The organism is Pseudovibrio exalbescens DSM 16456, assembly GCF_000422785.1.
Lineage (GTDB): Bacteria > Pseudomonadota > Alphaproteobacteria > Rhizobiales > Stappiaceae > Pseudovibrio > Pseudovibrio exalbescens.
This window is the reverse complement of record NZ_AUGS01000005.1, coordinates 350,098-374,940: the sequence shown is the minus strand read 5'-3', so window position 1 is coordinate 374,940 and position 24,843 is coordinate 350,098. Positions and strand designations below refer to the sequence as shown.

The window sequence follows — 24,843 nt, the reverse complement described above, 5'->3', positions numbered from 1 at the left end:
GCCTTGCCCTCTGGATTTTGTAGGGATGGCTTGGTGCCATCTCGCCTTTTTACCTCTACGGGATGTTAGACGTAAAACTACTGATCCAGAAAGCTCTATTTTTCATTCGGTGTGATGCTTTTTTGGCATCACCTATGATTTTTCAGGGGTTTTCTTGGGGTTTGGTCAGAACTTTCTGCTTCGGGAAGCAGCTTTTTCAATGTTGCAACCGCATGGTCGAAGAACATCGCCGGTGCCAGTGGAAGACCACGCATGGATGACGTGATGATCGACAACCGATCATCATTCAGATGCGGTTCGTCCAATTCCCGAAACACGATGCGTCCTGCGGCAATATCCTCCTCAAGACCGATCGTGGTCTGAAAGCTGATCGTTTGCCCGTCTCGCGTCAACATTCTCATGAAAGTGAGCGAATTGGCCTCGATACATGTCTTGCTGCGCGGAATTGCGTTTTCCAATACGGCATCCAATTGGGTGCGCAGCGACAGCCCCTTGCTTGGAAGCGCAACGGGATATTGAAAACACTCGTTGAATGTTAACCTGGGATTCGCAGCCAAAGGGTGGTTCGGAGACAGGATCGCCCCGATTTTCAACGCGCGCCGAAAGGCCACATCGATAGATCCTGAGCTGGGCGGATCGAAAGTGAACCCCACATCGGCCTCGGCATTTTCGATTGCCTCAATTACACCGCGCGATGACGAGATGTGCAGGCTGACATGAATGCCGTTGAACGACTTGCGAAAAGCGCCGATGATTTCGGGCAGTAGGGTCTGAGAGACACTTTCAACACTGGCGATGGTCACCGAACCGCGACGGACGCCTTTCAGCGCATCAAGCTCTTCAATCGTACTTTCAAAATCCGACAGGGTCCGTTTGATATGAGCCAGAATGATTTCGCCAGCTGTTGAAAGGCGAATGGTGCGTCCAACCCGCTCGAAAAGCTGTACGCCCAGTTGATCCTCCAGGGACAGGATTTGTCGGTTCACTGCCGAGGAGGCCACGTTGAGTTTACGCGCCGCCGCACGAATGGACCCCTCTTCCGCCGCAAGTGCGAAATATCGCATTGCGGGACCATATAAGAAACGAGAGCGATCCATTGTGCGTTGGTGCCTTGTGCTGGAGTTATGGAAGCAGAACAGTGGTGCCGGTTGTCCGCCGACCTTCAAGATCCCGGTGGGCCTGTTCAGCATCCTTGAGCGCATAGCGTTGATTTATAGGCACCGTCACCGCTCCTGAACCGACGATATCAAACAGATCATTTGCCGTTGCAACCAGGTCTTCTCGTTTTTCGATGTAGTTGAAAAGGGTTGGTCGCGTTGCAAACAGGGAACCCTTACGCGCTAGAATGCCCAAGTCGACCTCTGGTAGCGGTCCTGAAGACTGGCCAAAGCTGACCCACATGCCGCGGTGTTTCAGACAATCCAGCGAACCGGGGAACGTATCCCGTCCGATGCTGTCATAAACCACGTCGCAGCCCTGTCCGCCGGTGATTTCCTTCACCCGTTCGATCCAGTTTTCACTGCGATAGTTGATGACATGGGCGTATCCATTGGCCTTGGCCAGTTCTGCCTTCTCGTCAGAGCCCACGGTGCCGATTGCAGTTGCTCCCAGATGAGCGGCCCACTGCCCTGCAATCAAACCAACTCCCCCGGCGGCGGCATGGAACAGTATGGTCGTGCCAGCTGTGACCGGATAGGTCGCCTTGAGCAGGTAGCGTGCTGTCATGCCTTTCAGCATCATCCCGGCTGCGGTTTCATCAGCGATGCGTTCCGGGACCTTTACAAGATTGGCCGCTGGAATGTTCCGTTCCTCACTGTAAGCACCCAATGGGCCTGCATAGGCAACCCGGTCACCCTCTTTCAGATCGGTAACTCCTGCTCCTACGGCAATGACAACCCCTGCCCCTTCGTTACCGGGAACGAAAGGAAGGCCAAACGGTGCGGGATACAAACCAGAGCGAAAATAGGTGTCGATATAGTTCAGACCAACAGCCGTGTGCCGGATCCGAACATCACCAGGCGCGGGTGGGCCCAACTCGATCGTTTCCCACTTGAGTACTTCCGGGCCACCGGTTTCATGAATTCTGACGGCATTCACCATGTCCGCTTTCCTCCCAACGAGACAGAGTTTCAGTAGGCTATCAGGTGTTGATGAGACTTGAAAATGCAAGAGGTGGCAAGACATGCCACCCACAACTACGCTTTAAGGCCAATGTAAAACACGGCGTTTTTCAGCTTGGCGCAAGCTTAGCCAACAGCTGTTGCACCGCACCAACGCACAGCAGGTAGAGACTGGTTGTGGTGATCACTGCTGTCAGAATCGTATCCACTTGGAAGTTCAAAATAACGGACCACGCAATCGCTCCGGTCCAGACAGCCAGCACAACGAGCGTGAGAAGACGCCATTGCTTGGTGCGCACGGGATGAACGAAGTAAATCGGCAGGAATGTCAGAACCGTACAAAGGGCCACCATGGCCAAGATCAGCCACGGATCCGCCTGAATGGCAATCAACGCAACAATGACCATGTTCCACACGCCGGGAAAGCCGCTGAAATGCCCCGTATCACACTTCATGTCCGTGTCAGCGAAATAGATTGCCCCGGTGAAAACGATAATGGAGCCACTGGCGAGCGCCCAGAAATTGCTCAAGAGGCCGCTCTGATAGAGGGCGAAGGCTGGCAGGAAAACATAGGTGGAATAATCGATGACCAGATCGAGAATGGCACCGCTCCAGCGTGGCAACCGTGTCTGGATCTGAAACCGTCGGGCCAAGGGGCCATCCACGCCATCCACGAACAAGGACACAGCCAGCCACAGGAACATCATGCCCAAGTCTCCTTGCGCGCCTTCAATCAGCGCGAGCAAGGCCAATGGCGCACCCAGAGCAGTGAACAAATGAATTATAAAGAGTTTGTGTTCAGGTTTATCAGACAATTCGAGCTCTTTGATCCAGTGGTGACGCCATGCGTCTACAGTGTGAACAAGCCGGCAAGGGCATTCATAAACGGCGTTGATCCCGAATTAAAGTAGAGGTTGACGGCTCCCCACAAAATGAGAGCCACCCCGATGCCATAGGTCACCGGACGGGAATTCGACGTCTTCTCAATCGCCATAACAAGTCCTAGCAGCGCAATCCAGATGATGTTCATGATGCCAACAGCAAACATCAATGCCATGAGTGCCCAACAACACCCAAGGCAGTACAACCCCTGATCCAGTCCGAATCGGAACGCGGAATGATCGGACTGCGCCTTGTGACCGGCCAACAACGTGTTGGGTACCCTGCACCGCACAAGACATGCCATCTTGAATGGCGTGAACTGATAGATGCCCGCGGCAAAGATCGTCGAGGTTGCCAGAATGCTGATCGTGGGAACCATCATCGGCGTCAGCGCGCCAAGCGTATGCAGAGCCATTTGCAGCAAAGTGGCCAAAACGCTGAACCCGGTCCAGATGGCCAGATATCCAGCCGCAACCACGAGCACGGCGTTGCCGGGGCGCGCCCTGTGGTAACTTGTCAGCATTGGAACGGCACTGGGCAACATCATGGCCAGAACCATCATCAACCACATCAGGAAAATGAGCAGAAAGTCTGCAAAGGATCCGTCCACCAGCCCTGGCATGCCGAAGGCTTCATTGGCCATGGGCAAGCACAGGACCGCCAACTGCGCCCGAATGGCCGGGTCCAGCCCCTTGAACATGTTGAACTGATTGAACAGCTCCATGCCCGGTCCCATGGCGCCCATATCCATTCGTGTGACCATGTCGACAACCATGTAGCCCAGATAGGCCCAGCCGAGCGCGATAGCGCCCGTCAGTACCAGCACAGGAACGGCGTCTCGCCAAAACCGCTGCGAGGAAGAAACATCGTTACCCATGGCTCTTTCTGTCCTGTTGTCGATCACGTTTTACGCCCGAATGGCGACTGTGCGATGGTGGAATCGCGTGTTAGGCGTTATCTGCTTGTCTTTTCGCAGAATTTATCCAACTTCTAAAGTGTTGAATCCGATTCAAGAGTGTCCAGGAGCCGGAAAAATGACAATGCCATCTGAAACCTTCGAGTGCGTCGTGGTCGGAACCGGTCCGGCAGGCATGATTGCCGCCCTCGCCCTTGCCTCGCGCGGGGTGCGAACTGCACTCGTTGGTCCGGCGCCGAACATGAATGACAGCCGAACCACCGCGCTGATGGCGGCTTCCAAGGATTTCCTCGAGAACATCGGCATTTGGGCGGCACTTGAAGCCGACTTTACCGCATTGGAAAAGATGCGATTGATTGATGGGACGACCCGTCTGATCCGAGCCCGGGAGACAACTTTCGACGCACATGAGCTCAAACTACCGGCGTTTGGCTACAATATCCTGAACAAGAACCTGAACCGTGGCCTTGAAAAACTGATTGGCGAAAATTGCGATGTGACGTTTATCGAGGGTTCTGTCACCTCAGTTCGATCCAGCCCGACCGAAGCGACCTTGACCCTCGCCGGGGGGCAGACCCTCGCCGCAAAACTGGTTGTTGGCGCTGATGGTCGCAAATCGTTGGTGCGGGAAGCGGCGGGTATCGATGTGGACACGTGGGCCTACAAGCAATCCGCGTTGGTTATGAACCTTTCGCATGACCTGCCTCACTATAACGTCTCGACCGAATTCCATCGCGAAACAGGTCCCTTCACGCTGGTGCCGTTGCCCGGCCGCGAGAGCGCGCTGGTCTGCGTGGAAGCTCCGGATGTGGCTGAACGCCTCAGCAGGCTGGATGATGAGGCCCTAGCCAGAGAACTGGAGGACATCGCGCACTCTGTTCTTGGAAAATTCAAGGTGATCAGTGAGCGTCAGGTCTACCCCATGTCCGGTCTGAAGGCAAAACGGCTCAGCGGCAATCGTTCCGTTCTGGTGGGGGAAGCGGCCCATGCCTTCCCTCCCATTGGCGCCCAGGGGCTCAACCTTTCATTGCGAGACATTGCGGTGATCGCAGACCTGGCAGGCAAGGCCAAAGCCCATCATCAGGATCCCGGCGGCGACGATGTGCTCGCAAGCTATGAGCGACAGCGCTGGAGCGATATCAACTCACGCACCAATGCCGTGGATCTGTTGAACCGCTCCTTGCTCACTAGTGCTTTGCCTATTCAGGTGCTGCGGTCCATTGGCCTTTATACCGCATCAACTCTAGGCCCCGTGCGCCGCTTGTTGATGCGTGAAGGCATTGCGCCAACATTTCTGCTGCCAAGACTGATGCGCCGCACCGCCCCTACAGCAAATAGCCGTGCGTGATCAGATAAATGACAACCGGCACCGTGAGCACGGACGCCATGGTGCCGATCAAAACGGCCGTTGACGCACGCTCGACATAGGCGTGGTATTGCTGAGCCAATACATAAACGTTAGCTGCTGGCGGCAGGCTGGCCATCAAGACGCCGGTGTAGACCCACTTGTCTTGAAAACCGCCGATGCTGGTGAGAATGAAATAAACCAGCACCGGATGCAGGACCAGCTTGATCACCAGAAGAACGGGGAGTTCCGCCGCCCGCCGACGGGCTGGTTGCAAGGCAATCGTCACCCCCATGGCAAACAAGGCACATGGTGCAGCCGCATTGCGCAAATACGTCAGCAACGTGTCAATTGCCACCGGGGGCTGAAACTCGACCGCTGCAGCCAGAATGCCCGCAAATACCGCCACGATGAACGGGTGGGTTGCAATGCGAAATAGGACCTGTCTCACAACAACATGCGCTGGCTGCCGCGCCGTGCCCCCCAGCGACATCATCATCGGCACCAGTATGAACAGCAGGATCGTGTCAAAACACAGGATCAACGCGGTGGGTACGGTCGCCGAGGCCCCCAGCACAGCTAGCGTTACCCCGGGCCCCATGTAGCCGATGTTGGAGTAGCTGCCGACCAACGCTTGCACCGTTGCCGCATTGACCTCGGTTTTGGCCAGCACCTTACCCGCGACAAAGGACAGGACAAAAGCGATGAAGGTGGCCGCCGTAGTACCCGCCACAAAATCAAACGTTGCCAGTTCTTCAAGCGGAGTTTCGGAAAGAAGCTGAAAGAACAACGCCGGCAAGGCAATATACAACACGAAGAAGTTGATCCACGCCAGCCCTTCCTGAGGTAGTTTGACCCGCTTTCCTGAGACGTAGCCAATGAAAATAAGCAGGAAAAACGGCAAGGCCAAGTTGAGTACATTGAGCATGAAAAGCTGAGCAGCGACACTGCTCTCCCTGTGGGCCGACGGCGGTCGATTTTTAAACGGACTATATTGCCTTTATCTAACTGATTGGCTAAGCAAACTGCCTTATCGGGAACGCTCTTTCACGTCAATTGGTTGCCATTGGCCTTGTAACGCTGTAGGAGCAGCCCGACACAAACTTCGGACTCCATGTTTCAATGCAATTCTGGACCAATCTCAAAACGCGGATCGAGTGGCTCGGCCTTGTTGTGGCGGATAAACTGCTTGCCATCCTGCCCCTGGACGTTGCCTCTGCGGCCATGGGTAAGGCGTGGCGTTGGATTGCGCCTTTGACAGAGCGCCACCCCCGCGCAATTTCTCATTTGCAGGCCGCATTTCCGGAGATGAGCGCGGCGGAAGCGGATTTTACTATCAGAAACATGTGGGAAAATCTGGGTCGTATCGCTGCCGAAACACTTCAGCTACCCAGATTGTTACGGGACCGAAATCGTGTTGTTTTCCGGAATCCAGAAGTGCTTGAAAAAGTGCACCAGAGTGGCCGTGGCTGCGTTTTTGTTACAATGCATGGCGGAAACTGGGAGGTTGTTGGTATTCCCAATCAAACCCAGAACCTTCCTATTGCGGGGGTTTATCAAGCCCTGTCCAACCCGCTTTCCGATGCCTACTTGTCGAAAAAACGGGCGCCCATCTATCGGCTCGGGTTGTTCAGCAAGAGTCATCGTACCGCCCACAAGCTGATCTCAACGTTACGTGGCGGGGGCTCTACAGCGTTTGTCGCTGACGTGCGCGATCGGCGCGGGGTCGAAATCACCTTTTTTGGCCGCAAGGCAACAGCAACACATATTCCGGCCTATCTGGCCCGAAGCGCCGGAGTGCCGGTCATTGCAGTTCGGGCATGCCGTACAACGGGGGCTCGCTATGAAATCGAAGGCAAAGAAGTTGAGATCCCGCGCACGCCTGATAAAAGACAGGATGCACTGGATGGTACCCAAGCCATTCATGACCAGTTCGAGTGCTGGATTCGTGAAGACCCCGCCCAATGGATGTGGATCCTGAAAAAGTGGCAGTAGGTGCGCCCTGCACAACTGAGAGATCTGGCAGGTTGCTTGAAGACTTGTGACTTGACTTTCAGGGCTTCTCGTGAATTTTAGGGCGCCCTGAAGCGCATGAAGACGCATGCGCAGAGCAGTAGGTTTGTGATGGAGAAGATAAGAACGGCAAAGTTTCGGATTGGTCAAGTGGTACGGCACAGGCTCTACCCATTCCGTGGAATTGTGTTTGATGTCGACCCGACTTTCGACAACACCGACGAGTGGTACGACTCCATTCCTGAAGATGTGCGACCAGACAAGGATCAGCCGTTTTATCACCTTCTCGCCGAAAATTCCGAGACCGAATACATAGCGTATGTCTCAGAGCAGAATCTGGAAGAAGACCAGAGCGGAGAACCTGTTCATCACCCGCAGCTCGACGAGATTTTTGATGAGAATGAAAACGGTGAATATGTGCCGCGCGATGTGGAGATCCACTAGGACGTAAAAAGGCGCAGTCGGCCATGAGTCAAAATGAAAACGCCGCCCGGATCTGATCCGGAGCGGCGTTTTCTATTTCTTCTTCACGCAAGTTTTCGTGAAAGACGACTTACTCAGCAGCCTCGCTGGCTTTGCGCTGCTGCTCGATCAGACGCTGGCGAGCTTCTTCAGCGCGCTTTTGCAGTTCTGACTGGAGGCGCTCTTGCTTGCGCTGCAATTCTTCAGGCTTGATCGGCTCACCGTCATAAACCCGGGTGAAGCCGGAAAGCGTCATGTCGAACGGGCGCGGCTTGCCCTGTTGATTCAGTGTGGTGATGACCAGCTTTGCGCCGCGCTTCATGGAATCGATGAAGGCATCATCAATCACCAGTTCAGCGATACACGCATTCGGGAAGCAGATGGTGTATTTTGCTTCCGTCGGGTTTGCAGCATCGATCTGGACCCGAAGACCCGGCTGGATCAGCATTCCGGGAGGCACGGCAATGTGAAGCAGCTTGCGGCTTTCGCCGGTCACTTCACGTACAACTGCCTGAGCGAGGAACTGGCCGGTATCCGTACGCAGTTCCTGGGTGATGAGGCAGAATTCCTTCTTAGAGTTCGGATCGGTGTTACATACCTTCACCCAGGCATCATCCGGCTGAGCCTGTGCAGAGGCCGCAGTCGAAAGGCCGAGTGCGGCCACAACAGCCATCGCCCCACCAGCAACAATGCGCTTCAAATGATTGGCCATTCCAAATTCCCTCAATAGTTTGCAACCGAATTTGCCAGCAAGCAGTGCTTATCGGCGACCGTTAATTCTGTGAGGCAAGCTCTCTCCACCACCAGATTGTTGTGGCTCTCAGCGCAAAGGGCGCCCGAAGTATGGGCCGAATTAAGCACCAAAGCACGAAGAGGGATGCCAGTCGCCCCTGTTTAACGATCTCCAAGACAAATTTCTAGGCATAGAATACCCGTGAATGGGGGCTTTTCCAAAGGTCGGTGGGCTGGTGTTGTGACAGAATCATATTAAACATAAATCCTAAACAGTTTCCTAGGAGAAATCTTAATGGCTTTTTTCTGCAGTTCCCGACGGACCCGCGCAACCGCACTGGGAAGGCTGGCGCTTGCCTCGGTGATGTGTGCTGCGCTGCTGGGCGGGCTGACGGAGATGGGCGCCAGCGCTTATGCAGAAGAAACTGTTCCTTGGTCCCATGGAATCGCGATGCACGGAAAACCCGCCTTACCACAAGGGTTTAGCCATCTTCCCTACGCAAACCCGGAGGCACCCAAAGGCGGGCGAATCCGGCTCGGCGTGCAAGGAACCTTCGACAGTCTGAACCCGTTCATTCTCAAGGGAGCCTGGACATCGGCCCGCGGCATGAAAGAGCGTCAGATGGGACAAAACATCTTTGAAAGTCTTCTCCTACGCTCCAACGACGAGCCGTTCACGCTTTATGCCCACCTTGCGGAAGCTGTCCGCCTTCCCGAAGCGCGCGATTGGATCGAGTTTCGCCTGAATCCAGCTGCGAAGTTCTCCAATGACAAGCCGGTGACTGTGGAAGATGTGGAATTCTCGCTCAAGATCATGCGTGATAAAGGACGCCCCCCCTATTCGGACTGGTATGGGCGCATAACAGAGTTCGAGCGCACCGGTGAACGATCAATCAAGCTCCACTTCAAGGATGGAACTGACCGAGAACTTCCACTGCTGATCTCCCTCGCCCCGATTTACTCCAAGACGGACACAGATGCGCAGACCTTTGATCAAAGCACGCTGGAGCCTCCAGTGGGTTCCGGTCCTTATACCTTCAAGGAGATAGATCCGGGCCGCCGGGTTGTTTATGAGCGCAACCCAAACTACTGGGCAAAAGACTTGCCGGTTAAAGTCGGCTTTGACAATTTTGACACCATCAGCGTTGACTATTTCCGCGATCGCAATGCGTTGATCGAAGCCTTCAAGAAAGGCGACGTTGAAGCTTTGGCGTTTGGCAATCCCGCAACATGGGAAACCGGCTTCGACTTCCCCGCTTACAATGAGGGAAAGGTAGTCAAGGATGTGTTTGAAAAGGGCACACCAGCGCCCATGCTGGGTCTGGCATTCAATACACGCCGACCGCATTTCCAAGACAAGCGCGTGCGCCGCGCTCTCAGCATGTTGCTGGACTTTGACTTCATCAATCGCACGCTGTTTCGCGGTCTTTATGAACGAACGGCTGGCTATTGGGATAATTCCGAGTTGTCCTCCATTGGCAAGCCAGCATCTGACAAGGAGCGGGCGCTTCTGGCTCCCTTTGAGGGCGTTGTCGACCCTGACGTGATGGCAGGTACGTGGGAACCTGCGCAGACGGATGGATCAGGTCGGGATCGTGCGGTACTGCGCGAAGCGGTCTCGTTGCTACAGGAAGCCGGCTATGCTCTAGAGGGGCGGCAGATGGTCAACAAGCAGACCGGTCAGGCCTTGTCCTTTGAGATGTTGGTGCGGACCAAGGATGAGGAACGGGTGGCTCTGTCTCTCCAACGCACGATGAAATTGATTGGCGTTGAGATGCAGGTGCGCTCTGTAGATGCCTCGCAATTCGAAGAGCGGCGTTTCAACTTCGATTTCGACATGCTGTTCAACAGTTGGTACGCCTCCCTATCGCCAGGCGGTGAACAGTATGCGCGCTGGTCATCGGATGCCGCCGATCTGCCCGGCTCTCGCAACATCGTCGGGGCGAAGGAGCCTGCAATTGATTCTCTGATTGATGAAATGGTTGCCGCGCGAACCCGTGAAGACTTTGTTGCCGCAGTACGGGCGTTGGATCGGGTCCTGATTTCAGGGGCCTATGCCATTCCGCTGTATCACGTTCCTGCCGAATGGGTTGGACGTTGGACCACGCTGGACCATCCGGAACAAACACCGGTCTACGGCCATCAGTTCGACAATTGGTGGTCCGCCACCGCCGCTGAATAAGGGCACTGACGGGGGAAAAATGATCCTTTGCAGCGACGCGATCATCTCGCACTACACCACCAGCGGTGTCTGGGGTACCGTTACCCTTGATGCGCTGGTCAAACGGGCCGCACAGACGCACCCGGACCAAATGGCGCTGGTGGATGCCCCCGACCGGGCCCAATGGACCGGCGGCAAACCCCGCGCTGTCACCTTCCGCGAGGCGGAGGACGAGATTACGCGCATCGCGACCTTTTTCGCTGCCGTTGGTCTGGAACCGGACCGTGTCATTGGGATACAGGCGCCAAACACCGTCGACACGCTCCTGACCATGCTCGGTGCCTGGCGCGCCGGCTTGATTGTCTCCCCCTTCCCCCTGCATTGGCGCCATCGCGAGATTCTGAAGGCTTTGAGCACAGTCGGTGCGAAGGCCTTCATCACCGCCGATCGGGTGGAAGCCCGGTTCCTGGGCGAAGACGCACGCGATGCAGCCGCGGATTACTTTTCTTTGAAATTTGTGTTCGGGCTTGGGTCCTCTGTGCCCGAAGGGGTTCTCGAATTGTCGCCGCTGGTCAAGGAATACGGCGATGCGATGGATGAGGTGGGCCGCGCCGTTGACAAGAACGCCGCCAACCATATCGCCACCTTGACCTGGGTGCAGACCAAGGAAGGTCCTGCGCCGGTGCCCCGCAGCCACAATCACTGGATTTCAGCGGGGCTGATGCCGTTTCTGGAAGCAAGGTTGAAGTCCCACAGCAGCTTGGTGGTGCCCTTTGTCATGTGCGGCATGACCGGCATTGGCGCAGGCCTGGTGCCATGGCTTTTGAGCGAGGGTACGCTCCATCTCCACCATCCCATTGCGCTGCACAGCATGACAGACCACGCCAGAACGGTGGATGCAGACTACATACTGGCGCCCGGTGCGCTTGCGCCTCACCTGGATGAAGCCATGCAAGGCTGGGATACCGCTGTTCTCGCTGTATGGTCGCCAACCTCCACCAAGCCGGCACCTTACGTTACACGCTCCACCTTCATCGACTTGCATGTTCTGGAGGAGTTCGGATTCGTGGCAAAGCTTCGGGGTACACATGCCCTGCCCCACAATCTGGAGCTGGGGGCGGTCCATGCGCCCTCCGGCAATAGTTTGGGGCCGAAATTGCTGGATCTGGATCGCCACGACGATACCAACCAAACGCTGTTGGCGTTAGAGGGCGCCATGGTGCCTACCGCCTGTTGGCCAGACGCCGCGCCATGTATGACTACAACCGACGATGGTGCCGTGCGGACCACATTGCCCGTTACCATCACAGACGGGGCCATTACAAATGTGGGGCGAACAGGAACCATTGCACCTGATTCCTCTGAATTACCACACCTTGATATAATCTACAGTGCATTCTCGGGGGTGAGCGAAGCAGCCGCTTTTCTGGTAGAAGATGACATACTGGGCGCTCGACTGATGGTCGCTGTGGTACCGAGTGAAGGAGCGACGGTGGATGTGGATGCGTTCTATGCCTATCTGGATGCGGAACGTGTGAGTCTTGCCATGCTGCCGCATCGTATTCTGTCCCTCCGGTCGTTACCGCGCCTGGATACCGGTGACGTGGATAGAGAAAAGCTGGCACGCCGATCGCAGCCAAGAGAAAAAACCGCGGTAGCCTGAGAGGAATAATGACCCATCTGACGTCTATCAATGTGCAGGCAGAAGAGACGAGCTCGTTCGGCAAGATCTTGCTGTTGTCTCCCCTCAAGACGCATATTCTTGAGGTGCTGGCACCCTTGGCGGAGTTGTCGGATCGGTTGGTGATCGTTTCTAGTTTGCGCCAGTTGGAGCACGAACTGGAGAGCGACACACCGCTGCCTGTATGTGTGATCCTGCCCTGGAACGTGGTCAATCCACCCGAGTTGCTGGAGATGGCTGCGTACCTCAAGGGATATCGACGCAATCAGTCCGTTGAAGTCCCGCTTGTCATGATCACAACGGGCAACGCTCAAATACCACTCAATTTGAAAGCAAGCGCCTGCTTTTCTGACAGCATTCCCCCTAGCGTTTTGATCCCCAGACTGGCTCAGGTACGGCGCATGGCGCTGCGCTCGGATGAGGCCCGGCTGCGGCGGCGTCTGCTGGGCAGTCACATCACGGTTGATGGTGTGTTGGAGGAAATGGAAACCCCGAGCCTGCTCGTTGCCGGGATGGGGGGACATTTCACCACCATACAAAACCTTACATTGCGCCGCGCTGAAGTTGTTGGAACGCTGAGCGCTGATATGACGCTCGATTTTCTCGGTCAGAAAGGATTTGAGGCGGTTATTCTCGACGGCGAAACATGGGAGAGCAGTGATCTGATTACCCGTTTGCGCGCCGATCCTCGCTTCTTCAGCTTGCCTGCCTTGGCCTATGCCAAAACGCCAGCAGATGCCGAAATGCTGTATGCGGCTGGGGCAACCGATGTGATCCTTGGAGACATGAGTGAGGCTGCGCTTTACGGACACGTGATGTCTGCGCTGCGCGCCGGTCGCCGCCAGCGCTTGTCTGATGGCATATTGACAGCCTCCAGCAAATGGCTGACCAGAGGTCACGACGATGGCACGGTGAGTGAGAAGATCTATGATGATTACGTGGCAATGCTGCGCGAGACGACGGGTAAGCGTGGTGAAGCGGTTCACGAGTTGAAGCTGATGGATCTGATAGCGCGATTCACGGCTCATGACCCCTCTCTGATGCGCCGCAACAGGGAAGCCTGGACAGGCACCGTCCTTTCGATTGCCATGGCGGTGTGTCGCGATGAAGATTTTGTTGCCAATGTTCAAAATCGAGGTCCGGTGGCCGTGCTGCGGACGAAAAAAGGCATGGATCAGCTGTCAAACCGGATTATGATGATGGTGCGCACAACGGGCCTCGGCAACTGAGCGCCAGGAACATGTAATCGCTTGTTGCAAAGGCTCCCAACTTTTTATAGCAAGGCAAATCCATGTACGGAGTTCCGCCGCTGAAGGTCAGCATCATCTCGGATGTCATGTGCCCGTGGTGCTACATTGGCAAAAAACGGTTCGAGGCGGCAAAAGCGCTCCTCCCAGAGCTGCCTGTCGAAACGAGTTGGCTGCCGTTTCAACTTGACCCGACCCTGCCCTTGGCAGGAAAGGACCGACAAACATATCTGAATGAGAAGTTCGGAAACGCAGAGCGCGCCTCACAAATCTATGAGACCATTCGTCAGGCCGGTGAGCAAGACGGACTTGCCTTCGCATTTGACAAGATCCAGAAATCACCCAACACGCTGAATGCGCACCGGCTCATCCTGTGGGCCGACGAACTGGGGCAGCAGGATGCCATGGTGGAAGCCCTGTTTGCCGCGTACTTCCAGACAGGAGCAGATCTAACGAACGTGGATGCTCTTGCCGACGTCGCCGAAACTGCTGGCATGGACCGGCAGGCCGTTCTGGTTCGCCTACACTCTGACGAAGGCATGGAAGAGGTTCGAACAGCTGTGGGCCAGGCCGCAGAGATGGGCGTCACTGGCGTTCCATTCTTCATAATTGACGACCGTTTTGCTTTGTCCGGCGCTGAACAACCCGAAACCATTGCCGCCGCGCTCAAGCATGCTGACGCCACCCGAACTCTGAGCTAAAAGAAAGCCCTCCCGATGTTGAGTGTCTTGCGCCAACTGACCCGGCCGCGAACGTTGGTGATCCTTTATTTCTCGATTCCCATTGGTATTTGGTTCGCCTGTGTCGTTGTCATGATGGTTGTCGGAACTCTGACCGACTGTACTACCCACGAAGGTGCGACGATGCCTTGCATCATCCTCGGGTTGGAAATGGGCGAGTTGTTGTACACGATCGGGATGATCAGCGCGTGGGGGCCTTTGTTTCTGCCGCTCATCTTCGGTTATACCGCCTTGCCATTCGGTCTGATCCTGTTGATCTCATGGTGGCTGAATAAACGCGCAGATCGCCAAGCTTGAAAAAAGGCAAGTAAATAAGCCCCTACCCTGCAGATAGCCCCGCCTTCCCCTTGGGGGCAATCGAAATAACAGACCGTCAGTGATGATAGGCCTATAAAAAAGCCGGTCCCAAGAGACCGGCTTTTCACTCACAGTGATGCCACTGAAGCTTACTTGTTACGCAGGATGGAACGGCCTGCGAAATGACCCTGAGGGCCCAGCTCTTCTTCGATGCGAATAAGCTGGTTGTACTTTGCCATACGGTCGGAACGGGACAGAGAGCCTGTCTTGATCTGACCACAGTTGAAAGCAACAGCAAGGTCGGCAATGGTGTTGTCTTCCGTTTCACCGGAACGGTGAGACATAACGGAGGTGTAACCAGCGCGGTGCGCCATTTCGACAGCTTCCATGGTTTCGGTCAGGGAGCCGATCTGGTTCACCTTCACGAGGATGGAGTTTGCAATATCACCTTCGATGCCACGGATCAGACGCTCAGTATTGGTTACGAACAGGTCGTCACCAACCAGCTGGCACTTGTCGCCGATCGCTTCGGTGACAGCCTTCCAGCCTTCCCAGTCTTCTTCCGCCATACCGTCTTCGATGGAGAAGATCGGGTACTTGGAAACCAGATCTTCAAGGTAGCGAGCCATTTCCTGCGGACCGAGAACCTTGTTCTCACCCTTCAGGTTGTACTTGCCATCCGCGAAGAATTCGGTGGAAGCGGCATCCAGTGCCAATACGACGTCATCGCCTGGCGTGTAGCCAGCGGTTTCGATTGCCTTCAGAACGAAGCCGATTGCTTCATCTGTAGAGCCAATGCCCGGCGCAAAGCCACCTTCATCACCAACGTTGGTGTTGTGGCCAGCTGCGGAAAGACCCTTTTTCAGCGTGTGAAAGATTTCCGAACCCATACGCACAGATTCACGCAGAGAAGTTGCGCCAACCGGCATGATCATGAATTCCTGGAAATCGATCGGATTGTCAGCGTGCTCACCACCGTTGATGATATTCATCATCGGTACTGGCAGGGTACGGGCGCCAACACCACCAACATAGCGGTACAGCGGTAGGCCAGAAGCTTCAGCAGCGGCCTTGGCAACAGCCAGAGAGACACCCAGAATTGCGTTTGCACCCAAACGGCCCTTGTTGTTTGTGCCGTCGAGTTCGTTCATTGCGCGGTCGATCTTGATCTGATCTTCAACGTCCATACCGCCGATTGCGTCGAACAGTTCGCCATTTACGGCTTCAACTGCGTCTTCGACACCCTTGCCGAGGTAACGCTCACCGCCATCGCGGCGTTCAACAGCTTCAAATGCACCGGTGGAGGCGCCGGACGGGACCGCTGCCCGACCAAAAGAGCCGTCTTCCAATAGAACATCGACTTCTACAGTCGGGTTGCCCCGGCTGTCGAGGATTTCGCGGCCGATAATATCGATGATAGCAGTCATCTAAAACTCCAGTGTACTGGTCGAGTGAGGAATTTTGGCTCGCTGCGCTTGTACCCGAGGTTCGACTAAAGTTAAAGTGCCGAACCTCACAACCTGAGAGCTAATGGACACACCACGCCGTTTTTTTTCTTGCTCTCGGTGGATATGTCCATAACGGTACGTAATTACCCCGAAAAGCTTTCGAAATCAAAGCGTAAAATTTCGTGATTTTGCGACGCTGTCGAACTCCTGAAGCCAGGAAAGCAGCTCTTTCAATCGGTTCAAGGGAATCATGTTCGGGCCATCAGACGGCGACTTTTCGGGATCGTCGTGTGTTTCGATGAACAAACCCCCAATACCGGTTGCGATGGCGGCGCGAGCCAGTACGGCGACGAACTCACGTTGTCCGCCGGACGCACCACCCAGACCGCCCGGCTGCTGAACCGAATGGGTTGCATCAAAGACGACTGGCGCTCCCATGGCAGCCATGATCGGCAGCGCACGCATGTCCGAGACCAGCGTGTTGTAGCCAAAGGTTGCGCCGCGTTCGCACAAAAGCACGTTGGAGTTGCCGCTTTCAACAATCTTGTTCATGACATTTTTCATGTCCCACGGCGCCAGAAACTGGCCTTTCTTCACATTGATCGTGCGATCAGTCTTGGCCGCAGCCACCAGAAGATCAGTCTGGCGACACAAGTATGCCGGGATCTGCAGGATATCGCAGACTTCGGCAACTGGTGCGGCCTGATTGGACTCATGAATGTCCGTGATGACCGGAAGACCATAGGTTTCCTTGATTTCGGCAAAAACCGGAAGCCCCTCCTTCATCCCAATGCCGCGTCCCCCGCCAAGGGAGGTTCGGTTGGCCTTGTCAAATGACGCCTTGAACACATAGCCGATGCCCAACTCGTCGGTTATTTCCTTCACTGCGTGCGCCATTTCAAGCGCATGGTTACGGCTCTCCATCTGGCACGGCCCAGCAATGAGTGAGAACGGGGCGGTGTTCGAGAATTTGGCGTTACCGACAAGGACTTCTGAGTTCGGCTGTGTCACGGCATAAGGCTCCATGAAATGATTCAAGTCATCGGGTGGTAGAGCTAGAATATGGAAAAAACAAGGGGTGGCGCAGGCCACCCCTTTCAATTGCGCAGTTTTTCTGGCTATCCTCTAAATATGCCAGTCCAATGGGCGTTCCAAAACCCCGTCGGCTTCGAGGCGGTTAATGATGTCATCCGCGATGGCTTCGGGTGTGTGGCCCACAGTGTTCACGCGGATTTCCGGGGTCTGCGGTGCCTCATAGGGGCTGTCGATACCGGTGAAGTTCTTGATCTCACCGGCCCTTGCCTTGGCATAAAGCCCCTTGGGGTCGCGCTTGGCGCAGTCTTCCAAAGGCGTGTCCACGTGGATCTCGTAGAACTCGCCCTCTTCCATCAGCGAGCGCGCCAGACGCCGCTCGGAGCGGAACGGCGAGATGAACGAGACCAGCGTAATCAGGCCTGCATCCACGAACAACTTGGCCGTTTCGGCCACCCGGCGGATGTTTTCCACCCGGTCGGCTTCGGTAAAGCCCAGGTCCTTGTTGAGCCCGTGGCGCACGTTGTCCCCGTCCAGCACGTAGGTGTGCTTGCCGCGCTCATGCAGCTTTTGCTCCAGCGCATTAGCAATGGTGGACTTGCCTGAGCCGGAAAGCCCGGTGAACCACAGCACAGCCGGTCGTTGGTTCTTCAGTGCGGCCCGCTCGGCCTTGTTGATGTCCAGTGCCTGCCGGTGCACGTTGGTGGCCCGGCGCAGACCAAACCAGATCATTCCCGCCGCCACCGTCTCGTTGCTCATGCGGTCAATAAAAATGAAGCTGCCCGTATCCTTGTTGGCCTCATATGGATCAAACGCAACCGGATGGGATAGAGCCAGATTGCAAAACGCGATCTCGTTGAGTTCCAGCTGCTTGCCCGCCAGATGGGTGAAGGTGTTCACGTCGATCTTGTGCTTGATCTCGGTCACCTGTGCCGCCACCGTGCGGCCCGCGATCTTGAGCAGATACGGCCGGCCCGGATACATGGGCTGCTCCGCCATCCAGATCAGATGGCTGGCAAACTGATCGGAGACATCCGGCCGGTTGGCAACCGGCGCCAGCACATCGCCGCGGGAAATGTCGATTTCATCGCGCAAGGTCAGCGTCACCGCTTGCCCTGCCGGGGCTTCCGGCAAGTCTCCATCCATGGTGACCAGCCGGTCAACAACAGATGTCTTGCCAGACGCTGCGACCACGACTTCATCGCCAACCCGCACTGGTCCGCCGGTAATGGTGCCTGAATAGCCGCGGAAGTTCAGGTTCGGCCGGTTGACCCACTGCACGGGCAGACGGAACGGCCCGCTGGCCTCGGCCGTGGCCGTGTCAACGCTCTCAAGGTGCTCCAGCAGGGTTGGGCCCTCATACCACGCCAGCTGCGGGCTGCGCTGGGTGACGTTGTCGCCAAAGCGCGCCGACAGGGGAATGGCGACAGCACTGTCAAAATCGAAGCTTTCGGCGAACTGGTCGAACGCGGCGCGGATTTCCTCGAACCGGGCCTGACTGTAGTCCACCAGATCGATCTTGTTGATGGCCAGCACCACATGGCGCACGCCCAAAAGCGAGGCAATGAAGGCATGCCGCTTGGTCTGGGTCAGAATGCCCTTGCGCGCATCCACCAGAAGCACGGCCAGATCCGCCGTTGAGGCCCCGGTGGCCATGTTGCGGGTATACTGTTCGTGGCCGGGCGTATCGGCCACAATGAACTTGCGTTTGTCGGTGGCAAAAAAACGATAGGCCACGTCAATGGTGATGCCTTGCTCGCGCTCGGCTTCAAGCCCATCCACCAACAGCGCCAGGTCAATCTCCTCGCCCACCGTGCCGTGTCGCTTGCTGTCCTTTTCCAGCGCCATCAACTGGTCTTCGAAGATCAGCTTGGTGTCGTATAGCAAGCGGCCAATCAGGGTGGACTTGCCGTCGTCCACGCTGCCGCAGGTCAGGAAGCGCAGCAGCCCCTTGTCTTCCTGTGAGGCGATGTACTCGGCAATGTCTTCGGGCTTCAGATCAGGTGCGATGTTCATCAGAAGTAGCCCTCGCGCTTTTTCTTTTCCATGGACGCGGCCTCGTCATGATCAATCAGCCGGCCGTGGCGCTCGGATGTGCGGGCAATCAGCATTTCGCGTACCACCTCGGGCAAGGTTGCGGCGGTGGACTCGATCGCCCCGGTCAGCGGATAGCACCCAAGGGTTCTGAACCGCACCATCTTTTCCTCAATCTGTTCACCCGGTTGCAGGCGAAAGCGTTCGTCGTCCACCATGATCAGCATGCCGTTGCGGTTCACCACCGGACGCTTGGCAGCCAGATAGAGCGGCACGATGTCGATTTCTTCGGCCAGAATGTATTGCCAGATGTCCAGCTCGGTCCAGTTGGACAGCGGAAAGGCGCGAATGCTTTCGCCGGGCTGAACACGGGCATTGTAAAGCGTCCACAGCTCGGGGCGCTGGTTCTTGGGGTCCCAGGCGTGGGTGCTGGTGCGAAACGAGAACACGCGCTCCTTGGCGCGGGACTTTTCCTCATCGCGGCGGGCACCGCCAAAGGCGGCGTCAAACCCGTGTTCACTCAGCGCTGCCTTGAGCGCCTCGGTCTTCATGATGTGGGTGTAATTCGACGACCCGTGGTCAAACGGGTTGATGCCTTGGCGCACTCCCTCCTGATTGGTGTGGACCAGAAGCTCCAGCCCGTAGCGCTGCGCAATGGCATCCCGAAAACGGATCATTTCCTGGAACTTCCAGGTGGTGTCCACGTGCAGCAAGGGAAATGGTGGCTTGGAAGGGTAAAACGCCTTCAACGCCAGATGCAGCATCACCGCTGAATCCTTGCCAATGGAATACAGCATGACCGGCTTCTTGCACTCCGCTGCCACCTCGCGGATGATCTGGATGCTCTCGTTCTCAAGCCGCTTCAAGTGTGAGCGCGTCGTTATCGCCATCAATATCTCCGGTAAAACCACCATGTAAAACAAGCTTGGCTAAGCTAGTCGGGTTTTACCGGAGATCCCAAGTTTACCAGCCTGACTTCAGGCGGAACCGGGAAATAATTTGCTCATCCCCAACGGCAAGGAAAAATGGATTTTCGAACCGCTCTTCGGGCGTTGTTCCCTGCTTGTTGTAGCGCAGAGGATCTCCCCCCTCTACAAACGTCCGTCCCCCGGCAGCCCGCAGTACGGCCTGACCAGCCGCTGTATCCCACTCCATCGTTCGACCGAACCTAGGGTAAAGATCAGCCTCTCCCTCAGCAACCCGGCAAAACTTGAGAGACGACCCGGCGGATATGACCGAAACATCCGGTAGCTTTTCCAAAAACGCCTCTGTTCGTTCTGTCCGGTGGGACCGGCTGGCAACAACGGTCAGGGAACCTTCGCCTGCTGCCCGGCAGCGTATCGGCCTTTCATCCGTCAAATGACCGTTTTCCACCCGCGCCTTGAAAGCGCCGTCTTCCAATGTGCCCCAATAAAGATCACCAAGCGCGGGAGCAAAGACCACGCCCGCCACAACCTCGCCGTCTTCCACAAGACCGATGTTGACAGTAAACTCGCCATTACGCTTGATAAACTCCTTGGTGCCGTCAATCGGATCGACAATGGCGAAGCGCGAACCAATCTGAGGGATCCTGCCAGCCGCAACGCTCTCTTCACCGACCACCGGCAATTGCGGACACTCCTGCCCCAGGATTTTTACAATAATGGCTTCTGCTCGTTGATCGGCCAGTGTAACCGGGGAGCCATCCTCCTTGTCTTCCACGTTGAAATCCGTCGCGTAGATTTCCATGATATCGGCACCAGCCGCCAAAGCGGCGTTGATAAACGTCTTGATCATCCAACCATCCCATTGGGGTTCCACAGCTGCAGTTATATGGGCCAGACCGTAGTAAACCCGCTTGCGCTAGGCGAGTCCCTACCCGATAGCCTGCACAGCTTTCCCGGATGTTTCACCCGCTGTATTCACGAAACCATTGACCCTGCGAGGTTTCTGAGCCTATCAAACAAGGTGGATTGAATGTTAACCGATCGAACGAGGCGAAAATGAAAAAATCCATTCGTAAGGCAGTACTTCCAGTGGCTGGTCTGGGGACGCGGTTTCTTCCCGCAACCAAAGCCGTGCCCAAGGAGATGCTGACTGTCGTGGATCGGCCAATCGTCCAATATGTTGTCGATGAAGCGTTGGCCGCCGGAATTGAACACATTGTGTTTGTAACCGGCCGTAACAAACACGTCATCGAGGACCATTTCGATATCGCCTACGAACTGGAAGAAACGCTGGAAAAGCGCAACAAGAAGGCCGCGCTTGATCTTCTGGAAGCCATGCGTCCTTCTGCAGGTTCGACAAGTTTTACCCGCCAGCAAGAACCTTTGGGGCTAGGTCATGCAGTATGGTGCGCCCGCGAAATAATAGGAAACGAACCTTTTGCCGTGCTGCTGCCGGACATGGTGATGAAGTCCGAGCCGGGCTGTTTGGCGCAAATGGTAGAGGCCTACAATACGCACGGTGGCAACGTGATCTCCGTCGAAGAAGTTCCGTGGGATCAAACCCAGAACTACGGCATTGTTGAACGCAGCGACGTGATGGATGACGGTAGCTTCAAGGTGACCGGCATGGTGGAAAAACCAGCACCAGGAACCGCACCCACCAACCTTTACATCAACGGACGCTACATCCTTCAGCCCGAAATCTTTGGTCTTCTGGAAAATCAGGAAACCGGCGCTGGAGGTGAGATCCAGTTGACAGATGCCATGCTCACCCTGATGGGGCAGCAGGACTTCTTTGGGGTTGAGTACAAGGGGCAAACCTACGACTGCGGCTCAAAGGCAGGCTTTCTGGCTGCCAACATTGCCTACGCAATGGATAACCCGGAGCTGGCTGCCGAGGTCCGTCCCCTCCTCGAAAAGTTGCTTGCCAAATAATATCAGGGCTTTATAGCGAGAAACCTTTGATGGAAAAAATCCTTGTAACCGGCACGGCGGGCTTTATCGGCAACGCCGTGGCCCGGAGACTGCTCGACATGGGCTATCACGTCATCGGGCTCGACGCCGTTACGGATTACTATGATGTAGTTCTGAAAGAAAACCGGCTCAAGCGCTTGCAAGGCTCCAACCATTTTGAGGAGAAACGCGTTTTTCTCGAAGATCGTGAAGCTGTTGCTCGCATTTTCGAACAGGACAAGCCGGATTACGTCATACACTTGGCCGCACAGGCCGGAGTTCGGTACTCGTTAGAACAGCCCCAAAGCTATGTTGATGCCAATATCACCGGTTTCCTGAACATCCTTGAAGGCGCGCGGGCCCACCCGGTCAAACATCTGGTCTTTGCCTCGACTTCCTCCGTTTATGGCCTTGATCAGGATATGCCGCTGTCACCTCACAAGGGGGGCAACCATCCGGTCTCATTTTATGCGGCCACGAAAAAAGCCAACGAAGCCATGGCTCATTCCTACGCCCATCTGTTCGGTACCGCTTGCACAGGGCTTCGGTTTTTCACCGTTTATGGTCCTTGGGGGCGTCCGGATATGGCTCTTTTCAAGTTCACCAAAGCGATTTTGGAGGACAAGCCTGTTCCGCTTTATAACAGCGGAAACATGGTCCGCGACTTCACCTACATTGACGATATCGTTGAAGGGATCGTGCGTGTTGCTTTTGTCCCGCCACAACCAAATTCGAAATGGGATGCCAAAACCGCTGATCCTGCTTCCAGTAGTGCGCCCTATCGCATTTGCAACATTGGCAACAACGAACCTGTTGAGCTGCTGAATTATCTCGCAGCCATCGAGAAAACCCTTGGGAAGCAAGCCAAGCGAGAACTTCTGCCGTTCCAGCCGGGCGACGTTGCGGCTACGTGGGCTGATGTTTCCGACTTGATCGAGATCACCGGTTTCAAGCCCCAGACCACTGTGGAGGATGGCGTTGCCGCGTTTGTTGATTGGTATCGGACCTATTACGGCTGCTAACGCCTTTGAGAGAATGTCATGTCTGTCACTATATCTGTAATCGGTTTGGGGTACGTGGGACTTCCCGTTGCCTGTGCCTTCGCTAGAAACGGCATACGCACCATCGGTTTCGACATCAATCAGGCACGCATTTCCGCGCTGCGTGAGGGAAATGACACAACCGGTTCTGTTGCAGCATCTTCCCTGAATAACGAAATGTTGCACCTTACCGACAAGCCGACGAACTTACAGGCTGCACGCATCCATATCGTCGCCGTTCCCACACCCGTTGATGAAGCCAAGCGACCTGATCTGACCCCGTTGCGCCATGCCACAGAGACGGTGGGTGAGCAAATGAAGGCGGGGGATATTGTCGTTTTTGAATCCACCGTGTTTCCCGGTGCAACGGAAGAGATTGCCGTCCCCATTCTCGAGGAACGCAGCGGCCTCGTGTTCCGGCAAGACTTCGAAGTGGGTTATTCGCCGGAACGTATCAACCCCGGAGATGACGAACATAGCTTTGAAAGCATTTTGAAAATCGTCTCTGCCTCGTCGCCTGTGGCACTGGCAGAGCTGGCCGACCTTTATGGACGCGTCGTGAAAGCCGGCATTCATCGAGCACCCAGCATCAAGGTTGCAGAGGCGGCAAAGGTGATCGAGAACACCCAAAGAGATTTGAACATCGCCTTGATGAATGAGCTGGCGATGCTGTTCAACACGATGGGGATTGATACCTGCGACGTACTGGCCGGCGCTGCAACGAAATGGAACTTTCTCCCTTTCAAACCCGGTCTGGTCGGTGGACACTGTATTGGAGTCGATCCGTACTACCTGACCCACAAGGCGTACGAACTGGGTTTTTCACCGCAGGTCATCCTGGCGGGACGCGGCACCAATGAAGGCATGAGCCGATTTGTTGCCGGGGAAGTCATACAAGGTTGCGTGCGTCTTGGTCGCCCGATGCCACCACGCATTACTGTGTTGGGTATCACCTACAAGGCGGATGTTCCCGATACCCGTAATTCGAAAGTGGTTGATCTGGTCCATGAGCTGCAAAAGTTTGGTGCTGACGTCCAAGTTATTGATCCCCTTGCAGACCCGGATGAAGTCCGGTCGCATTACAAACTAGATCTGACGCCGGAAAAAGAGGTTCTGCCAGCGGACGCTGTTGTTCTTGCGGTCCCACACAAGGCACTTTTGAAAGAAAGCAAGTCTTGGGATTGCATTATCCCTCTTTTGGCCGAAGGGTCTGTTTTTGTGGCGGACCTGCATGATCGGTTGCCACGCGATAAAAAACCAGATCACGTGGAGTTGTGGCGTTTGTGAGTGCCCACTCCCCCGTTTCTCGATAGGCCCACTCGACAGACTGGCTCATTACCTTAGGTTAGGTTAAGGTAGCTAGTATAACAAGAATGGGACCAGTGAGATGCGTTATGGACTTTTCGCGCTGCTGTTCATCCTGATCGGCATCACCGCGCACACCGATAAAGCCCGGGCGGACGAAACCTCTCCGGGTGATGAAATCAAGACAATCATCCTTGAGCAGTTAAACGCCTTCAAGCAAAGCGACGCTGTCAAAGCCTACAGCTATGCCGCAAATGCCATTAAGGCTCAATTTCCTTCACCACAAGTGTTCATTCAGATGGTACGCAGTGGCTATGGCCCGCTGTTCAGCGCCAGAGAGATTGGGTTTGGCAAAACGATTGAAGCTGATGAAGGTTTCTACCAAGAGGTTTGGTTGAGCGATCGCAATGGCGACTCCTGGCTGGGAATCTACCGCATGAACCAATTTGAAGGCGATTGGAAGATCAACGGTGTGCTTTTGAAGAAGAGCCAGTCAACAGCAAGCTGAC

Annotated in this window: 23 protein-coding genes; 12 read left to right on the top strand and 11 right to left on the bottom strand. The window is 55.5% G+C overall.

The genetic code is table 11. The annotated features are described in order from the left end of the window. Positions 1 to 128 precede the first annotated feature (128 nt). From G512_RS20250 to G512_RS20245, 4 genes are all read right to left on the bottom strand, one after another. Complete coding sequence (locus G512_RS20250; protein WP_208974956.1) at positions 129 to 1,064, bottom strand: LysR family transcriptional regulator; 936 nt, start codon at positions 1,062 to 1,064, stop codon at positions 129 to 131. 58 nt (positions 1,065 to 1,122) lie between these two features. Continuing rightward, positions 1,123 to 2,100 carry a quinone oxidoreductase family protein gene (locus G512_RS0106600; RefSeq protein WP_028481031.1) on the bottom strand — a complete coding sequence of 326 codons (978 nt, stop codon included), beginning with the start codon at positions 2,098 to 2,100 and terminating at the stop codon, positions 1,123 to 1,125. A gap of 130 nt (positions 2,101 to 2,230) precedes the next feature. Further along, positions 2,231 to 2,935 (bottom strand): CDP-alcohol phosphatidyltransferase family protein, encoded by a 705-nt coding sequence (locus G512_RS0106595; protein ID WP_028481030.1) that lies wholly within the window; start codon positions 2,933 to 2,935, stop codon positions 2,231 to 2,233. A gap of 35 nt (positions 2,936 to 2,970) precedes the next feature. Further along, positions 2,971 to 3,879, bottom strand: coding sequence for a DUF2182 domain-containing protein (locus G512_RS20245; RefSeq protein WP_051269016.1), 909 nt, complete (start codon positions 3,877 to 3,879; stop codon positions 2,971 to 2,973). 157 nt (positions 3,880 to 4,036) lie between these two features. Here G512_RS20245 and G512_RS20240 point away from each other — a divergent pair, with 157 nt between their 5' ends. Beyond that, on the top strand, positions 4,037 to 5,266 hold the full coding sequence (locus tag G512_RS20240; RefSeq protein ID WP_073833236.1) for a UbiH/UbiF family hydroxylase: 1,230 nt from the start codon (positions 4,037 to 4,039) through the stop codon (positions 5,264 to 5,266). Here G512_RS20240 and G512_RS0106580 read toward each other — a convergent pair. Further along, on the bottom strand, positions 5,244 to 6,191 hold the full coding sequence (locus tag G512_RS0106580; RefSeq protein ID WP_028481029.1) for an AEC family transporter: 948 nt from the start codon (positions 6,189 to 6,191) through the stop codon (positions 5,244 to 5,246). The genes G512_RS20240 and G512_RS0106580 overlap by 23 nt on opposite strands. Positions 6,192 to 6,385: 194 nt before the next feature. Between G512_RS0106580 and G512_RS0106575 the strand changes: the two genes are divergently transcribed. Together G512_RS0106575 and hspQ are read left to right on the top strand one after the other, a co-directional pair. Further along, on the top strand, positions 6,386 to 7,258 hold the full coding sequence (locus G512_RS0106575) for a lysophospholipid acyltransferase family protein (protein WP_028481028.1): 873 nt from the start codon (positions 6,386 to 6,388) through the stop codon (positions 7,256 to 7,258). 138 nt (positions 7,259 to 7,396) lie between these two features. Then, on the top strand, positions 7,397 to 7,720 hold the full coding sequence (gene hspQ / locus G512_RS0106570) for a heat shock protein HspQ (protein WP_028481027.1): 324 nt from the start codon (positions 7,397 to 7,399) through the stop codon (positions 7,718 to 7,720). 109 nt (positions 7,721 to 7,829) lie between these two features. Here hspQ and G512_RS0106565 read toward each other — a convergent pair whose 3' ends face one another. After that, positions 7,830 to 8,450, bottom strand: coding sequence for an invasion associated locus B family protein (locus G512_RS0106565; protein ID WP_028481026.1), 621 nt, complete (start codon positions 8,448 to 8,450; stop codon positions 7,830 to 7,832). Positions 8,451 to 8,834: 384 nt separating this feature from the next. On the opposite strand from G512_RS0106565, the gene G512_RS0106560 reads away from it, so the two are divergent. The 5 genes from G512_RS0106560 to G512_RS0106540 all read left to right on the top strand — a co-directional run bounded on the left by G512_RS0106560 (position 8,835) and on the right by G512_RS0106540 (position 14,596). After that, on the top strand, positions 8,835 to 10,652 hold the full coding sequence (locus G512_RS0106560) for an extracellular solute-binding protein (protein WP_051269044.1): 1,818 nt from the start codon (positions 8,835 to 8,837) through the stop codon (positions 10,650 to 10,652). 19 nt (positions 10,653 to 10,671) lie between these two features. Beyond that, on the top strand, positions 10,672 to 12,294 hold the full coding sequence (locus G512_RS0106555; protein ID WP_028481024.1) for an AMP-binding protein: 1,623 nt from the start codon (positions 10,672 to 10,674) through the stop codon (positions 12,292 to 12,294). An 8-nt stretch (positions 12,295 to 12,302) separates the two neighbouring features. Next, positions 12,303 to 13,541: a hypothetical protein gene (locus G512_RS0106550; RefSeq protein ID WP_051269015.1), complete on the top strand. Its 1,239-nt coding sequence runs from the start codon at positions 12,303 to 12,305 to the stop codon at positions 13,539 to 13,541. Between the two features lie 62 nt (positions 13,542 to 13,603). Then, a complete protein-coding gene (locus tag G512_RS0106545) occupies positions 13,604 to 14,260 on the top strand; it encodes a DsbA family oxidoreductase (protein WP_028481022.1) in 657 nt (218 codons plus the stop codon). A gap of 15 nt (positions 14,261 to 14,275) precedes the next feature. After that, the gene (locus tag G512_RS0106540) at positions 14,276 to 14,596 is read left to right on the top strand and encodes a hypothetical protein (RefSeq protein WP_028481021.1); all 321 of its coding nucleotides are present in this window, start codon (positions 14,276 to 14,278) and stop codon (positions 14,594 to 14,596) included. A 149-nt stretch (positions 14,597 to 14,745) separates the two neighbouring features. On the opposite strand, the gene eno is transcribed toward G512_RS0106540, so the two are convergent. The 5 genes from eno to cysQ form a co-directional block, all read right to left on the bottom strand. Beyond that, the gene (gene eno, locus G512_RS0106535; RefSeq protein ID WP_028481020.1) at positions 14,746 to 16,023 is read right to left on the bottom strand and encodes a phosphopyruvate hydratase; all 1,278 of its coding nucleotides are present in this window, start codon (positions 16,021 to 16,023) and stop codon (positions 14,746 to 14,748) included. Between the two features lie 186 nt (positions 16,024 to 16,209). Continuing rightward, complete coding sequence (kdsA, locus tag G512_RS0106530) at positions 16,210 to 17,055, bottom strand: 3-deoxy-8-phosphooctulonate synthase (protein WP_028481019.1); 846 nt, start codon at positions 17,053 to 17,055, stop codon at positions 16,210 to 16,212. A 114-nt stretch (positions 17,056 to 17,169) separates the two neighbouring features. Beyond that, entirely contained in the window at positions 17,170 to 19,092 is a 1,923-nt protein-coding gene (gene cysN, locus G512_RS0106525) for a sulfate adenylyltransferase subunit CysN (protein ID WP_028481018.1), read from the bottom strand. Next, positions 19,092 to 20,000: a sulfate adenylyltransferase subunit CysD gene (gene cysD / locus G512_RS0106520; RefSeq protein ID WP_028481017.1), complete on the bottom strand. Its 909-nt coding sequence runs from the start codon at positions 19,998 to 20,000 to the stop codon at positions 19,092 to 19,094. The genes cysN and cysD overlap by 1 nt, the downstream gene beginning before the upstream one ends. 73 nt (positions 20,001 to 20,073) lie before the next feature. Next, entirely contained in the window at positions 20,074 to 20,886 is an 813-nt protein-coding gene (gene cysQ / locus G512_RS0106515) for a 3'(2'),5'-bisphosphate nucleotidase CysQ (protein WP_028481016.1), read from the bottom strand. Between the two features lie 206 nt (positions 20,887 to 21,092). On the opposite strand from cysQ, the gene galU reads away from it, so the two are divergent. The 4 genes from galU to G512_RS20235 all read left to right on the top strand — a co-directional run bounded on the left by galU (position 21,093) and on the right by G512_RS20235 (position 24,842). Beyond that, positions 21,093 to 21,971, top strand: coding sequence for a UTP--glucose-1-phosphate uridylyltransferase GalU (galU, locus tag G512_RS0106510; protein WP_028481015.1), 879 nt, complete (start codon positions 21,093 to 21,095; stop codon positions 21,969 to 21,971). Positions 21,972 to 22,000: 29 nt separating this feature from the next. Further along, a complete protein-coding gene (locus G512_RS0106505) occupies positions 22,001 to 23,011 on the top strand; it encodes an NAD-dependent epimerase (protein ID WP_028481014.1) in 1,011 nt (336 codons plus the stop codon). Between the two features lie 18 nt (positions 23,012 to 23,029). Then, positions 23,030 to 24,316 (top strand): nucleotide sugar dehydrogenase, encoded by a 1,287-nt coding sequence (locus G512_RS0106500; RefSeq protein ID WP_028481013.1) that lies wholly within the window; start codon positions 23,030 to 23,032, stop codon positions 24,314 to 24,316. 100 nt (positions 24,317 to 24,416) lie between these two features. Continuing rightward, positions 24,417 to 24,842, top strand: coding sequence for a DUF4864 domain-containing protein (locus tag G512_RS20235; protein WP_051269013.1), 426 nt, complete (start codon positions 24,417 to 24,419; stop codon positions 24,840 to 24,842). Position 24,843 lies beyond the last annotated feature (1 nt).

Excerpts from the sequence above, each read along its gene's own strand:
- G512_RS0106575 (WP_028481028.1), top strand. The coding sequence starts at position 6,386 with ATGCAATTCTGGACCAATCTCAAAACGCGGATCGAGTGGCTCGGCCTT.
- G512_RS20240 (WP_073833236.1), top strand. The coding sequence starts at position 4,037 with ATGACAATGCCATCTGAAACCTTCGAGTGCGTCGTGGTCGGAACCGGT.
- G512_RS0106555 (WP_028481024.1), top strand. The coding sequence starts at position 10,672 with ATGATCCTTTGCAGCGACGCGATCATCTCGCACTACACCACCAGCGGT.
- G512_RS0106550 (WP_051269015.1), top strand. The coding sequence starts at position 12,303 with ATGACCCATCTGACGTCTATCAATGTGCAGGCAGAAGAGACGAGCTCG.
- cysN (WP_028481018.1), bottom strand. The coding sequence starts at position 19,092 with ATGAACATCGCACCTGATCTGAAGCCCGAAGACATTGCCGAGTACATC.
- G512_RS0106580 (WP_028481029.1), bottom strand. The coding sequence starts at position 6,191 with ATGCTCAATGTACTCAACTTGGCCTTGCCGTTTTTCCTGCTTATTTTC.
- G512_RS0106600 (WP_028481031.1), bottom strand. The coding sequence starts at position 2,100 with ATGGTGAATGCCGTCAGAATTCATGAAACCGGTGGCCCGGAAGTACTC.
- cysD (WP_028481017.1), bottom strand. The coding sequence starts at position 20,000 with ATGGCGATAACGACGCGCTCACACTTGAAGCGGCTTGAGAACGAGAGC.
- eno (WP_028481020.1), bottom strand. The coding sequence starts at position 16,023 with ATGACTGCTATCATCGATATTATCGGCCGCGAAATCCTCGACAGCCGG.
- cysQ (WP_028481016.1), bottom strand. The coding sequence starts at position 20,886 with ATGATCAAGACGTTTATCAACGCCGCTTTGGCGGCTGGTGCCGATATC.
- G512_RS0106500 (WP_028481013.1), top strand. The coding sequence starts at position 23,030 with ATGTCTGTCACTATATCTGTAATCGGTTTGGGGTACGTGGGACTTCCC.
- G512_RS0106545 (WP_028481022.1), top strand. The coding sequence starts at position 13,604 with ATGTACGGAGTTCCGCCGCTGAAGGTCAGCATCATCTCGGATGTCATG.
- G512_RS20235 (WP_051269013.1), top strand. The coding sequence starts at position 24,417 with ATGCGTTATGGACTTTTCGCGCTGCTGTTCATCCTGATCGGCATCACC.
- G512_RS0106560 (WP_051269044.1), top strand. The coding sequence starts at position 8,835 with ATGTGTGCTGCGCTGCTGGGCGGGCTGACGGAGATGGGCGCCAGCGCT.
- G512_RS20250 (WP_208974956.1), bottom strand. The coding sequence starts at position 1,064 with ATGCGATATTTCGCACTTGCGGCGGAAGAGGGGTCCATTCGTGCGGCG.
- G512_RS0106540 (WP_028481021.1), top strand. The coding sequence starts at position 14,276 with ATGTTGAGTGTCTTGCGCCAACTGACCCGGCCGCGAACGTTGGTGATC.
- galU (WP_028481015.1), top strand. The coding sequence starts at position 21,093 with ATGAAAAAATCCATTCGTAAGGCAGTACTTCCAGTGGCTGGTCTGGGG.
- G512_RS0106505 (WP_028481014.1), top strand. The coding sequence starts at position 22,001 with ATGGAAAAAATCCTTGTAACCGGCACGGCGGGCTTTATCGGCAACGCC.
- G512_RS0106565 (WP_028481026.1), bottom strand. The coding sequence starts at position 8,450 with ATGGCCAATCATTTGAAGCGCATTGTTGCTGGTGGGGCGATGGCTGTT.
- G512_RS20245 (WP_051269016.1), bottom strand. The coding sequence starts at position 3,879 with ATGGGTAACGATGTTTCTTCCTCGCAGCGGTTTTGGCGAGACGCCGTT.